14 protein-coding genes and 1 riboswitch are annotated in these 13224 nt (G+C 61.6%); of the genes, 6 read left to right on the plus strand and 8 right to left on the minus strand.

What is annotated here, in order from left to right:
* Positions 1–2: 2 nt before the first annotated feature.
* From LC298_RS09315 to LC298_RS09330, 4 genes are all read left to right on the plus strand, one after another.
* Complete coding sequence (locus LC298_RS09315) at positions 3–1337, plus strand: GH1 family beta-glucosidase (protein WP_131569108.1); 1335 nt, start codon at positions 3–5, stop codon at positions 1335–1337.
* Between the two features lie 163 nt (positions 1338–1500).
* Positions 1501–1839: a ferredoxin FdxA gene (gene fdxA / locus LC298_RS09320; RefSeq protein ID WP_131569379.1), complete on the plus strand. Its 339-nt coding sequence runs from the start codon at positions 1501–1503 to the stop codon at positions 1837–1839.
* A gap of 329 nt (positions 1840–2168) precedes the next feature.
* Positions 2169–2744, plus strand: a complete 576-nt coding sequence (locus tag LC298_RS09325; RefSeq protein ID WP_131569110.1) for a CarD family transcriptional regulator — start codon at positions 2169–2171, stop codon at positions 2742–2744.
* Positions 2745–2964: 220 nt separating this feature from the next.
* Positions 2965–3831, plus strand: a complete 867-nt coding sequence (locus LC298_RS09330; protein ID WP_223385614.1) for an RNA polymerase factor sigma-32 — start codon at positions 2965–2967, stop codon at positions 3829–3831.
* A 28-nt stretch (positions 3832–3859) separates the two neighbouring features.
* Here the strand turns inward: LC298_RS09330 and LC298_RS09335 are convergent, their stop codons facing one another.
* The 3 genes from LC298_RS09335 to LC298_RS09345 form a co-directional block, all read right to left on the minus strand.
* Complete coding sequence (locus LC298_RS09335; RefSeq protein WP_223385626.1) at positions 3860–4159, minus strand: DUF2794 domain-containing protein; 300 nt, start codon at positions 4157–4159, stop codon at positions 3860–3862.
* A 535-nt stretch (positions 4160–4694) separates the two neighbouring features.
* Complete coding sequence (locus tag LC298_RS09340; RefSeq protein WP_131569386.1) at positions 4695–5444, minus strand: DUF1223 domain-containing protein; 750 nt, start codon at positions 5442–5444, stop codon at positions 4695–4697.
* A gap of 132 nt (positions 5445–5576) precedes the next feature.
* Complete coding sequence (locus LC298_RS09345; protein WP_131569112.1) at positions 5577–6842, minus strand: D-amino acid dehydrogenase; 1266 nt, start codon at positions 6840–6842, stop codon at positions 5577–5579.
* Between the two features lie 186 nt (positions 6843–7028).
* Positions 7029–7122, minus strand: a riboswitch (glycine riboswitch).
* Between the two features lie 127 nt (positions 7123–7249).
* On the opposite strand from LC298_RS09345, the gene LC298_RS09350 reads away from it, so the two are divergent.
* The gene (locus LC298_RS09350; RefSeq protein ID WP_131569114.1) at positions 7250–8470 is read left to right on the plus strand and encodes an NAD-dependent epimerase/dehydratase family protein; all 1221 of its coding nucleotides are present in this window, start codon (positions 7250–7252) and stop codon (positions 8468–8470) included.
* Here the strand turns inward: LC298_RS09350 and LC298_RS09355 are convergent.
* Together LC298_RS09355 and LC298_RS09360 are read right to left on the minus strand one after the other, a co-directional pair.
* Complete coding sequence (locus LC298_RS09355) at positions 8454–9032, minus strand: NUDIX domain-containing protein (RefSeq protein WP_223385615.1); 579 nt, start codon at positions 9030–9032, stop codon at positions 8454–8456. The two genes, LC298_RS09350 and LC298_RS09355, sit on opposite strands and share 17 nt — an antisense overlap.
* A 201-nt stretch (positions 9033–9233) precedes the next feature.
* Positions 9234–10163 (minus strand): hypothetical protein, encoded by a 930-nt coding sequence (locus tag LC298_RS09360; RefSeq protein WP_223385616.1) that lies wholly within the window; start codon positions 10161–10163, stop codon positions 9234–9236.
* A gap of 323 nt (positions 10164–10486) precedes the next feature.
* Between LC298_RS09360 and LC298_RS09365 the strand changes: the two genes are divergently transcribed.
* Positions 10487–11092, plus strand: coding sequence for a rhodanese-like domain-containing protein (locus LC298_RS09365; RefSeq protein ID WP_131569120.1), 606 nt, complete (start codon positions 10487–10489; stop codon positions 11090–11092).
* 7 nt (positions 11093–11099) lie between these two features.
* Here the strand turns inward: LC298_RS09365 and LC298_RS09370 are convergent, their stop codons facing one another.
* The 3 genes from LC298_RS09370 to LC298_RS09380 all read right to left on the minus strand — a co-directional run bounded on the left by LC298_RS09370 (position 11100) and on the right by LC298_RS09380 (position 13123).
* Positions 11100–11948, minus strand: a complete 849-nt coding sequence (locus tag LC298_RS09370; RefSeq protein ID WP_158284774.1) for a LysR substrate-binding domain-containing protein — start codon at positions 11946–11948, stop codon at positions 11100–11102.
* A gap of 328 nt (positions 11949–12276) precedes the next feature.
* The gene (locus tag LC298_RS09375; RefSeq protein ID WP_131569124.1) at positions 12277–12654 is read right to left on the minus strand and encodes an iron chaperone; all 378 of its coding nucleotides are present in this window, start codon (positions 12652–12654) and stop codon (positions 12277–12279) included.
* Positions 12655–12700: 46 nt separating this feature from the next.
* Positions 12701–13123 carry a metallopeptidase family protein gene (locus tag LC298_RS09380; RefSeq protein WP_131569126.1) on the minus strand — a complete coding sequence of 141 codons (423 nt, stop codon included), beginning with the start codon at positions 13121–13123 and terminating at the stop codon, positions 12701–12703.
* Between the last annotated feature and the right edge of the window lie 101 nt (positions 13124–13224).

A 13224-nucleotide genomic window follows, 5' to 3' on the forward strand; every position in this document is an offset into this window, starting at 1 on the left:
GCATGGGCTTCACCCACACCCGAGCAGACTTTCCGGAGGATTTCCTCTTCGGAGCGGCGACGGCCGCCTATCAGATCGAAGGGTCTTCTTTCGGCGGGTGTGGCCCGTCGCATTGGGACACGTTCGCGGCAACGCCGGGCAATGTCGCCAATGGCGACGACGGGGCCGTGGCGTGCGACCACTACCACCGGTTCGCCGAAGACCTCGATCTGGTCCGTGTGGCCGGCTTCGACGCCTACCGTTTCTCGACGTCTTGGTCGCGTGTCCTGCCGGAGGGACGCGGGCGGACGAACGAGGCGGGTCTCGATTACTACGAGCGGCTGGTCGACGAGATTCTCTCCCGCGGCCTGCGTCCGTTCCTGACGCTATACCACTGGGATCTGCCGGCGGCGCTGTCGGACCTCGGTGGGTGGCGCAACCGCGATGTGGCGGACTGGTTCGCCGACTTCACGGAGATCGTCATCGGCAGAATCGGCGACCGGGTTGCCGCGGTGGCCACTCTCAACGAGCCCTGGTGCGTCTCCTGGCTCAGCCATTTCTGGGGCTTCCATGCGCCGGGCCTGCGAGACATCCGCGCCACCGCGCATTCCATGCACCACGTCCTTCTGGCCCACGGCCGCGCCGTCGAGGTCATGCGCGCCATGAACCAGCGCAATTTGGGTATCGTGCTCAATTTCGAGTATGCCAACCCGGCGACCGACACCGACGCCGACAGGGCCGCCGCCGACCGCTACGACGGTATCTACAATCGCTGGTTTGTCGAGGCGATGTTCTCAGGGAGATATCCAGACATCGCCCTCGAAGGCTTGGGCTCGCACATGCCAAAAGGCTTCGAGAATGACATGGAGACGATCGGAGCACCATTGGATTGGCTCGGCGTCAACTACTATACGCGGAGCAATTTGCGCCATCTCCCAAATGCGATGTGGCCAACATTCGAAGCCGTCCCTGGACCGCTCGACAAGACGGACATGGGCTGGGAAATCTACCCCGACGGACTGCGCAACATTCTGACGCGGCTGCATCGGGACTACACGCGTGGCTTGCCCATCTACGTGACCGAAAACGGCATGGCCGGCGCGAACGAGACCGGTCCCGGCACAATCGACGACGCGGTACGCACCGACTACTTCGACGCCCACCTCCACGCGGTTCGCGGCGCGATTAAAGACGGCGTACCGGTGAAAGGTTATTTCGCCTGGTCGCTTCTCGACAACTACGAGTGGTCGTTCGGATACGGCAAACGCTTTGGCATCGTGCATGTCGATTACGCCACACAGAAACGAACACCAAAGGCCTCATACCAGGCGTTCAGGCAGGCGCTGAGCAGAAGTTAAGGAGGTCGGGAACCGTTTTCTTCAGACGCCGAATTATGCGCCAAACCGTTTCCCCATTGCGCCGTTTTGCCCCCTTGCACGCATATCTCAAAGCCGTTACCCATCGCCGTCGAACACCCTCGCCGGAAACGCGGCGTTGCAGATCTTCTCCGGAGTCCAAGCCGTGACCTATATCGTCACCGAAAACTGCATACGCTGCAAATACATGGATTGCGTCGAGGTCTGCCCGGTGGATTGCTTCTACGAAGGCGACAACATGCTCGTCATCCATCCCGATGAGTGCATCGATTGCGGCGTCTGCGAACCCGAGTGCCCTGCCGACGCGATCAAGCCGGACACGGAACCGGGCCTCGACAAGTGGCTGCAGATTAACACCGAATACGCCGAAAGATGGCCCAATATCACCATCAAGCGTGATGCGCCCGAGGACGCCAAGGCAATGGACGGCGTCGAGAACAAGTACGAATTGTACTTCTCCCCGGAGCCAGGCGAAGGGGACTAGGCGATTGAAAACGGGCCCTGAGCGCCCCATATGATGTTTTCATCCCGCAGGAACTACCCCTGCGGAAAGTTCGCATTTGTGCAACGCATTGAAAAACGCACGTTTTTGTGCTATGCATACAAAATGTCATCGCACGTCACGCTTTTGGGCTGTTTGACGCTTTCACTTTGAAGGAACGTCTTTTCGACCGGTTTTGTATCGGGTAGGCCATTTTGGCCGGATTCGTACTCCCCGGAAATGACGTATGTGTGCGTGTTGAGATGACGACAACAGGCTCTGGCTCCGAACCGGCTTTCCGGTGCGGCGCCCAGACAGGGAGTAAGCAAAGTATGGCGGCTGCCTCTAAAAAAACATCTCAGCGGCAGGGATTCAAGACCAACGAGTTTATCGTGTATCCGGCGCATGGCGTCGGGCAGATCACGGCGATCGAGGATCAGGAAGTTGCAGGTCACAAGCTGGAACTGTTCGTCGTCGAGTTCCAGAAGGACAAGATGCGCCTGAAGGTCCCGGTCGCGAAAGCGTTGTCAATCGGCATGCGCAAACTGTCCGAGCCGGGTTTTGTGGAACGCGCGCTGAAGATTTTGCAGGGTCGCGCTCGGGTCAAGCGCACCATGTGGTCGCGCCGTGCCCAGGAGTATGACGCGAAGATCAATTCCGGCGACCTGATTTCGATCGCCGAGGTCGTCCGCGATCTCTATCGCGCAGAGAACCAGCCGGAACAATCGTATTCGGAGCGCCAGCTCTACGAGGCTGCGCTGGATCGGATGGCGCGTGAAATCGCTGCCGTCAACAAGATCTCGGACACCGAGGCCGTGCGTCTCATCGAGACCAATCTTAACAAGGGTCCCAAACGCGGCGCCAAGGCTGAGAACGATGAGACATCGGCTCAGGAAGAAGCCGCGTAGCGGCAGACGCCGAGCGATCGAATAACCCGGCCTTCGCGCCGGGTTTTTTCGTTTCTTGCGGGGGTTCGGTCTGATCTGCCCTCGCTTCCGCCCACCTAAAGATATCGTCGTAGCGCGCGATCAGCAGGAAGTAGGAGGGGTCTGCGGGTCAAGGTGATCCGGAACAAATAAGCGCGCGTAGAGTTGGTCACAGGTCCAGCTAGGCAGATCGGAGAACGGTATGGGTTCGGAACCAGCACGGCTCACCATGGTAAGAGCAGCAATGGCGGCCCCCTATCTGGAGCGTGACGAGGAACACGAGCTCGCGGTTCTCTGGAAAGAGAAGCAGGACCAGGACGCCCTTCACAAGATAACGACCGCCCATATGCGCCTTGTCATTTCAATGGCCTCGAAGTTCCGAAATTTCGGTCTGCCGATGAGCGACCTCGTACAGGAAGGCCATGTGGGCCTGCTCGAAGCGGCGGCCCGTTTTGACCCGGACCGCGAGGTGCGCTTCTCGACCTACGCAACCTGGTGGATTCGCGCGTCGATGCAGGATTACATCCTTCGCAACTGGTCGATTGTTCGGGGAGGAACGAGCTCCGCACAGAAGGCCCTGTTCTTCAACCTGCGCCGCTTGCGCGCCCGGCTTTCGCAAACCGGCGGTACGGTTTCAAAACCGGTCCTGTACCAGCAGATCTCTAATGCGCTCGGCGTGTCGGAGAAGGACGTCGCCGTCATGGATTCCCGCCTTTCCGGACCGGACACTTCGCTCTCCGCCCCGGTTTCCGACGAAGAGAGTGCCGCCACGCGGCAGGATTTTCTCGTCGATGAAAGTCCTCTCCCGGACGAGATCGTCGAAGGCATGATCGACGAGCCGCGACGCAGCCGATGGCTGCACAACGCGCTCGGGATGCTCAACGACCGGGAGCGGCGCATCATCGCGCAACGCCGGCTGTCCGAAGAGGGCGCCACACTGGAATCGCTCGGCGCGCAGCTCGGGATCTCCAAGGAGCGCGTGCGGCAGATCGAGAACCGTGCCCTCGAAAAACTCAAGGACGCGCTTATCCGCGGGAACCCCGACATCGCGGCCCTGCAATTCGCTTGAAGAGCAGACCCAGCTCTAGCGGGGCCATCTAGCGCGAGGCGACCAGCTTGAGCGGCTTGTCGAAGACCTTCAGCACGTTGGCGAGTTCATGTCCACGCTTGAGGATCTGTCCGGACGCCGAGATCAGGCTGAATGCGCCCTGCCGCCGCGCGAGTTTGGGATTTTTTTCAATGCGGTACAGCGGCACTTCGGACGAGTGCCGAAAGACGGAAAAGACCGCCCGGTCCTTCATATGATCGAGGGCGTAGTCACGCCATTCACCCGCACCAACCATCATTGAATAGATTCGGAGGATTTGATCGAGTTCGCGGCGTTCGAAGCGCACCATTTCGACCGCGTTGATCCGCGGAGAGCCTTGGGCGAGTGGAACCACCTTGCCATCATCGTAGGACGCACCGGCCGCCGGCTGCGTCATGGAGTTCGGCGAATCATCTTCAGACATGGGCGCTCCCGTTTCTGATGGAGCAGATTTGCCGGGATTTTCCTCGGTTGCAAGTCTGCCGGCCTGCGCATGCCCCGATTCTCGCCGGCAGAGATGGTAAAGAATCGGCTAATTCTTGTGCTCACAGAATGGAACACCGTGTACCGATCAGTGACTGCGGGACATGGTTTCGCCCTAGTTGCGACACAACTCAGCCCTGTTTCGAAGGGACCTTCGCCGTGTTGCCGATTGTGTTCCCCGACAATTGTCTCAGGAACGCGAAGAGCACGGTGAGGGTGACAGCCAGGTCACGGCGCTCGGCTTTGCCACTCTTAGGACCGGTGCGGTGCAGGCGTTGGAAACCTCTAGCCCCCCAGCCCCCCGATGCCACGCCGGGCCGGTCCGCACCTTGTGTCCGCCGGAGCCGCCCACCTGCTCCGGTTCAACCGCTTTGGCGGGGAAGTATGGCTGCGCCGATGATAGCACCCGGATTTCCGGATGCCGTGGCTTCCTGAAGCAGAACGGCGCAGCCATCGGCCTCGTTGGAGGCCAGTTCGGACAGTGGAATGTCGATTGTCGTCTGTTCGCCGTTCCACATCCCGACCGTCTGAACATCCGTCACCGCATTGACATAGGTAATGTTCTTACCCGCGTTTTCGCCGCGCTCAATCGTGACATCCGTCCGGCCCTTGAAATAGACGACCACCACGTGAAATTCGCCGGCGGCCTGTGCGCTTCCAGCAACGGAAACCCGCATTCGCTTGCCAATCTGGGAAATTCGGAGGTCCACGGTCAGACCGTTGCCCTTGCTCTCATAGTCGCCGAGCCTGTCGACGATTTCGTCGAACCTGCCCCCGTTGATGTGCGAACGGCCGTTCATGATGGCCTGCGGCGTGTAGACACCCCGGCGCTTGAGTTCCTTAGCGTAATTGTACTGACGCTCCGAATTTTCCCGCGAGCCGAGCGTGTCGCGCCAGCCCAGATAATCCCAGTAGTCGACATGGTATCCGAGCGCGATCACGTCCCCGCGCTCGACGAGGCGGACAAGAGCTTCATCCGCCGGGGGACAGGAACTGCAGCCCTGGCTGGTGAAGAGTTCGACCACGCCCAGCGGCCGCGAGGGACCTTCCTGCGCAGCGGCTGAAAGGCCAACGACAACGAGCCCGGCGGCAAGTGCCGCTATGGCGAACATCCTATTCACGCAAAATCACCCGCAATTTGATCGGCTGGACGAAACTAGGCGCAACACCAGTCAATAGAAACTCACTTTAGGGTGAGACGCCGCGTCCGGCTATGGCGATGATAACGACGAGACAATCCGGATTCATGCTGCTTCGAGGAGATCCCCCCTTGCGCGAAATATCCCGTCTGCGGGCAGATCGTTTCCGATCAGCGCCGCCACGGCATCGGCGGTCGCCGGGGACAGCGTCCAGCCCAGATGGCCGTGGCCGGTGTTGTAGAAGATGCGCGGCTTCGCGCCCCGCCCGACTCGGGGCATCATGTTGGGCATCATCGGCCGGAGGCCGGCCCATGGAACCACGCTCGCGGTGTCCACGCCCGGGAAAAGCGTCTCGCACCAGTTCACCAGCGGCCGAATGCGGGCAGAGCGGATGTCCCGGTTTTCACCGGTGAACTCCGCTGTTCCGGCAATGCGGAAGCGATCGGCTCCAAGGCGGCTGGTAACGATCTTGGCGTCATCGTCCAGGAGACTCGTCCAGGGTGCGGCGGCGCGGCTTGCCGCGTCGCGCAGGTTGACGGTAATCGAGTATCCCTTCACCGGGTAGATGTTGACGCGGTCGCCAAGCTGCGCGGCGAAGCGGCGGCTGGCAATGCCCGCCGCGACGACGACGCCGTCGAACCGCTCTTCGCGGGTTTCGCCGCTCCGTTCGAAGCGCACCGTGACGCCGGCATCGTCGCGCGACAGGCGGTGGACCGTCGTCCCGGTCTCGAAACGGCCGCCGCAGCGCGCCACCGCGTCGGCGAGGCCGACAGCGAATTTATGGATATCGCCGGTGGAATCGCTTTCGGTGAAATAGCCGGCATGCAGGTTTCCGGTAAGCGTCGGCTCGATGACCCGCATTTCCGCCGGGCCAACTGCGCGCCGGACGAGTCCGCCCTTCTCAAGCAGGCGATTGACCCGGGTGGCATGCTCGAACCCCGCCCTGTCCCGGTAGATGTGGAGAATGCCGCGCTTCTCGTGGTCGAACGCGATTCCGGCTTCCGCGGCCATGCGCCAAATGTGCTCCCGCGCGGCGATGGCCAGTCGAACGGTCTCGACGGTATTGCGCTCATATTGCGGGATGCTGGCCACGAATTCGGTGATCCACGACAGCTTGTGCCAGGTCGGAGCCGGGTGGAACAGCAGCGGCGCATCCTTGCGGAACATCCATCTGAGGCCCTTGAGGATGGTCGCCCAGTGCATCCAGACCTCGGCGTTGGAGGCCGAAAGCTGTCCGCCATTGGCGAAGCTGGTTTCCATGGCGGCATAGCGCTGGCGATCGAACAGCGTGACGTCATAGCCCCGCCGGATGAGCGACCAGGCGGTCGTCGTGCCGGTGATTCCTGCGCCGATGATTGCGATACGGGTCATTTCGGTTCCTTTCGCGACAGAGGACGAAGAGGCAGATCGTTCCGCCGCGCTTCATCGCCCCATCTGTCAGGAACCTGAGAGCTTTGCCCGGACGCCGCGCCTTGCGCTGAAGTCACGATGCCGGACCACCCGGCACGGGCTTTCTCCTTCGGTGGGCGGCCGCACGGCCGCCACTCTCCAGATTGTTTCCATCACGCGGTTCTTCTGCCTGAGAGTTTCCGGGGCGGTTGCTCCTTCGGCGCCGGACCGTTTCAGGCCCAATCTCTCCCGCGCGATGCGTGCCGCGCCAATACGCCGGAAACTGACGCAACGCAAGTTTTTAGTAAACCAGGGAGCCGGGGTCTTTTATTTCTGTCACAAAGCGGCTTTATCCCGGGTTCGGATCGGACATTACGGGAAGCAAAGACATGAAGATTGCGGTTCTGGGCGGCGACGGATTCGTGGGATGGCCGACATCCCTCCATCTGAGCGATCAGGGGCACGACGTTCACATCGTCGACAATCTGTCGCGGCGCTGGATCGACACCGAACTCGGCGTGCAGTCGCTAACGCCGATGGACTCGATCCAGGAGCGGACCCGCATCTGGCACCAGGAAACGGGCCGCAAGATCCATTTCCACCTGATCGACCTCGCCCGCGACTACGAGGTGTTCAAGCAGTGGCTGGTGCGCGAGAAGCCCGACGCGATCATCCATTTCGCCGAGCAGCGCGCCGCGCCCTATTCGATGAAGACCGATCGCCACAAGAACTACACGGTCAACAACAACGTCAACGCCACGCACAACGTCCTGAACGCGCTGGTCGAGACCGGCCTCGACGCGCATCTGGTGCATCTCGGCACGATGGGCGTCTACGGCTATTCCACCATCGGGGCGGCCATTCCGGAGGGCTATCTGCCCGTCGGCATCGAGACGCTGGAAGGCGACACGGTCAATCAGGAGATCCTCTACCCGGCCAATCCCGGCTCGATCTACCACATGACCAAATGTCTCGATCAGCTGCTGTTTCAGTTCTACGCCAAGAATGACGGATTGCGGGTCACCGACCTGCATCAGGGGATCGTCTGGGGCACGCATACCGAGCAGACCCGCAAGCACGACCAGCTGATCAACCGCTTCGACTATGACGGAGACTACGGCACGGTGCTGAACCGTTTCCTGATCCAGGCGGCAATCGACTATCCGCTGACCGTGCATGGCACCGGCGGCCAGACGCGGGCCTTCATCCATATTCAGGATTCCGTGCGCTGCATCGAACTGGCGCTCAACAACCCGCCCAAGGCCGGCGACAAGGTGAAGATCTTCAACCAGATGACCGAAACCCACCGGGTGCGCGATCTCGCCGAGATGATCGCCCGCAAGACCGGCGCCAAGATCGCCTACCTGCCGAATCCGCGCAAGGAAGCCGCCGAGAACGATCTCGTCGTCAGGAACGAACAGTTTCTGGCGCTCGGTCTTGATCCGATCACGCTCGAGGAAGGGCTGCTCGACGAGGTGGTCGAGGTGGCAAGGAAATACGCCTACCGCGTCGACCGCTCCCGCGTTCCGGCGGTTTCGGCCTGGACCAAGGACATCGCCAAGACCGTGGAAAAAGATCCCGAAGGAACCCGGCTCAAGAGCGTCGGCTGACCGCGCCGCTTTCGATGCCCTGCAGCTTCAGTGTCTGCAGCAGGTAAACGGTCTTCATGTCGCTGATCCGCCCGTCGCGGACCATCTCGTCCGCTTCGGTCAGGGCCAGTTCCACGACCTCGATCTCCTCGTGCTCGTCGGCCACGCCGCCTCCCTCGCCGACCTTGTCGGCGGCGGAATAGGCGGCAAGGAAACAATGCATGCGCTCCGTGGCGCAGCCCGGCATCGACCACAGCGATCCGGCAGGTGTCAAAGCGCCGAGCTGGAGGCCGGTTTCCTCCAGCACTTCCCGCATGGCGGCGTCCGCCGGGGCCTCGCCGTCGGTCAGCCCCGCGGGAACTTCAAGCAGCAGCGCATCCGCTCCCCGGAACAGCGGCGCGATGCGCGGTTGCCGGACCAGGGTCGCCACCTCGCGGACCGGATCATAGGGCAGCACGCAGACGGCATCGCCGTGATCCTCGACCTGCCGGAGCATGGTGCCGCCATCGCCGCGGCTGACGGTCACGACATGAAAGCGGCCCCACCCATCATGAATGGTCTCGATATTCTCGATCGAATGCACTGAAACAACTCCCGAGCGTCCGCAGCCTTTCACCCAATAATCATATTGGCGGGTGATGCAAACAGGACGATGCGGTTCCGCGAGCACCCATCTCGCGCTTGGCGCGCGGACTGTTCGTCCCGCCCTTAAGCTCATCGGGTTTCTTCTTTCGTAAGCGGCAAGCCGCTGTCCGGAGCTCGTCGCTGGCGGGCCCCTTGAAGCTCACGAGCTATTGAGGGCGTCGAGGGCGAGGATGTGGCAGTCCTTCAGCGTCTCGCCGACAAGGGTCTTCGGCCGCTCGCGGTAGCCGGGCGGAACTCCCGGCCGGATCGGCGACAGCCGCCGCAGCGTGCGCTCCTTCCAGGGCAGTTTGGACTGGGCGGCGCGCCGGGCCCGCCAGCGGGACATGCGATCGATGTGATGATCGAGGTTGAGCAGCGCGTTGGCAAAGGCGCGCACCCGCCGGCAGAGGGTCCTGGCGGGGACCAGCTCGTCCGGGTCGAGCACCGGCCGGGGCGGCAGGGGCACGCGGTTCGGATCGTTCAGCGCGGCGATCTGCTCCTCGGTCAGAAAGGGCGGGCCGTAGCGCTTCCACGGATCGAAGATCGGGAAATAGGGAACGCGAGCATTCCGTGAATGCCCGAAACCGGACGAGGGAACAGTCCCTCTTTCCTGCGATTGGTGATCTTGCGATTTTCGACATTTGGCCGTCGCAGTCCGCTCGGCCAGGCCGTTAAAATCCCTGGCCTTTCCCAAGCGGTTCTCACTCTCCTCATCAGGGGGGAGAGGGGCGTAAGGGGTCTTTGTCCCGCCCTTAAGCTCCTCGCCGCAGGCTCGTCGCTGGCGGGCCCCTGATGTCCCATCCTCAAGCTGCGGGCTTTCCTCTTTCACAAGCGGCAGGCCGCTGCCGGTTTTCTCTTTCGCAGTGGCAAGCTCCCTGAAAGGCACCACCTTCCAGGCGGCCATGACGATCAGGCGGCGCAGCGCGAATTCGGCGGGGCGAAGGATCGACAGGATTTCCAGATAGAGCCGGCGCGGCAGGGTCTCGACCGGCCGGCCCCACAGGATCCCGGCCATGGTGATCATCCGCGCGGCGATGGCGTCGAGCGCATCGCCGTAATGCTCCACCGACCCTTCCCAGTCGAAACCCATTCCCGCCTCCTTCGGCAACAAACACGGGACGGATTATCCGGGAGGTTTCGGAAGTGTGGATAAAAATCGCGCGAAAAAATTCCAATTGTGAATGGAAACAACAGGTTGGCGGGTCGCAGGCAAAAAACTTATCCACGCAATCAGATCTGCGGAGCCTTGTTGACATTCCACTGACTGGATGGACCACCTTTCACAAGGGCCTGCTGCCGCCCGATCGAGGGCGCGCCCACCGTCAGCGTGGAACGGGGCACGAAGCGCATCCGGCAGATCGGCACACCACACGGTGGTGGTGCGTCGAACGCCGCAGACGAAGGAGAAGCCCGATGGCAGGAGAATCGTCGGCCAATACGTTCGGACAGCCGGAGGACCTCGAGGTAAGAATACACAGGGAGTGCGCATCGGTGACCGTCGAAACGACGGACGGTCCGCAAGAAATCCGCCGCATTCAGGATACGCAAAACAAGATTTCCGGTGAGTTCGCCCTTACCTCGCGCCCATGTCCGCCGTTCTGTATCCAGCCGATGGTCGCGGCCGACGGCGTTGTCACAATCGGGGAACTGGAACTGCTCGACATGCTGGAGACTGGCGACGCGGTCGTCGTGGATAGCCGCACCGAGCGATGGTTTGTTCACGGCACCATTCCCGGTGCGGTTCACATGCCGTTCACGGACGCGACCGCGCAACTCGACAAGCTGGGCTGCGTACGGGTTGACGGGGGCTGGGATTGCACCAACGCGAAACCGGTCGCTCTGTTCTGCAACGGTTCGTGGTGCGGCCAGTCGCCCACCTCGATTCACGCGATGATAGAGGCCGGCTATCCGGCCGAGCGGATATTCTATTATCGCGGTGGCATTCAGGATTGGCGCCAAGTCGGCCTCACCGTGACCGGTGACGAGGACCAGGGCGCCGCCTTAGGGAACGCCGGATAAGACGATCCTAGCGTGGCTGCCGCATCGGCTTTCCCAATTCGCCGAAAAGAACTTCCGCCGCGAGCGATACCTGCGCGGACTGATCCGCCGGGCGATGGTGGACCGATATCGCAACGTCGGGCAGCGGAGGGAAGCCCGGCTGCCCGTCGACGATCCGCAGCGATTCCGGTATTGTGGACGCCTCCATCACCGAGACGCCCAAACCCGTTGCCACAGCGCCTTCGATAAGGGCGAGACTGCGGGTCGAATAGGCGACGCTCCACTTCCGATCGCCCTGATCCAGCGCGCCGAGCGCAAGCGCGCGACACACGCACCCAGCTGGAAACAGAACCAGCGGAAGTGGTTTGTCCGGATCATCGACGAACCGCGATGACGCCACCCAGTGCAGCCGTTCCCGCCTCGCAACCTGACCCGCCACATCGTGAAGCGGGTGCGTAGCAACCACGATATCGAGCGCCCCCTTCCGTTGCATTTCCAGAAGTTCGACACTGTTGTCGCAGGTGACTTCGATACGAATGAGGGGATAATCGCTGCTGAACTGCGCCAGTATATCCGGCAGAAGGCGCGCTGCGTAATCGTCCGGAGCTCCAATGCGGACGAGCCCGGCCGCCTCCGGCCGAGTCAGATGCGACAACGCCTCGTCATTGGTTTTCAGTATGCGATTGGCATAGACCAGAAGCGTTTCGCCGGCGCGCGTGATCGTCACCGATTGCCGGGTCCGCTCGAACAGGGCGTCGCCGACGATTTCCTCCAGACGCTTGATCTGCAGGCTGACGGCCGACTGGGTCCGGCCGACCGCTGTCGCGGCGCGGGTGAAGTTGCTTTGCGCCGCGACGGCCACGAATGACCGGAGCAAGTCGATTTCCAGATCACGCTGCATGACACATGATAAGCAAAACTCATCACGCTTAGCAATTCTATTCGTTTCTCGAATGTAGCTATAGTCCTTAGGGTGAGTACCTGAGCCTGTTCCATGGAGGTGACGATGTTGATGTTACTCGCGCGATCGATCCTTGAAGCGGCGCGGATTTCCCCACAATGCGCGGCTGCCCCGCTCCGGCGGACGGAACGACCCTTTTTAGGCCGAATATTTCTGTTCGGCACGGGGTTTGGAGGCGCTGGATAGTGCGGCGGAAAACACGTTTTCCGTAAGCGGCTTCGGGCAGACACCGGCCTGCCAGGAGTCAACAACCGATGTCTTCGCCTTCCTCCCGGCGCACGATGGCACGTTCGATGAAGGCATCTATGAGGGTCTTTGAAACGTCGACGCTTTTTGTAAAGCGGATGCAGCCCTTGCCAGTGTTAAGCCCCCTCAACAGTTCGCCGCCGGGATCGATCTTCGAGGCGTTACCGACATAGAGACTGACATAATGCTTCTGGGCATTGAGGTGGAAAACATTACCGCGCGAGTCGCCATAGGCGAGCATCTTGTAGTTGAGGCGCTCGATCAGGGACGGGCCTTTTTGCTTGATGAGGCGCCGCAGGCCGAGCAGGGTTTCACGCCGCCAGTCATCATCCAGCTGCTCCAAATAGTCTTCCGGCGTTGTTGCATCGTAGAGCATGGCTGCTCCGCTGGATTGATCTGCGTGTAACACACTTTCGGATCGCTTATTCGGCGGCTTCCTCGATCCGTTCCATGTCGTCGTCGGACAGGCCGAAATGATGACCCAGCTCGTGGATCAGCACATGAGTGACAATGTCGCCCAGCGTCTCCTCGTTCTCGGACCAGTAGTCGAGAATGGCGCGGCGGTAGAGGGTGATGCGGTTCGGGTGTTCGCCGGTTCCCGGCGTCCAACGTTCCGCGACGCCCCGCCCCTCGAACAGGCCGAGCAGGTCGAACGGCGTTTCCAGGCCGAGATCGTCGCTGATCTCGTCGGTTGGAAAATCCTCCACGAGAATCTGAACATCCGCCGTCAGCTTGCGGAAATCCTCCGGCAGGTGCGCATAGGCGTTGACCGCGATCGATTCGATGGTTGCAAGGTCGGGGGAAAGGCGGTCGGTCCATCCGCCGCTTTGGTCGGTGCGGGCCATTTTACTCGGTACATCTGTTTCGCGCCTCTATATCGCGTCTTTGCCGGTGGGGCGAGTGCCAAAACGGCATCCGCCGGGCGGGACCGGGGGACAGCCCCGGC

It is taken from the genome of Oricola cellulosilytica, from assembly GCF_019966575.1.
GTDB classification, from domain to species: Bacteria; Pseudomonadota; Alphaproteobacteria; order Rhizobiales; family Rhizobiaceae; genus Oricola; species Oricola cellulosilytica.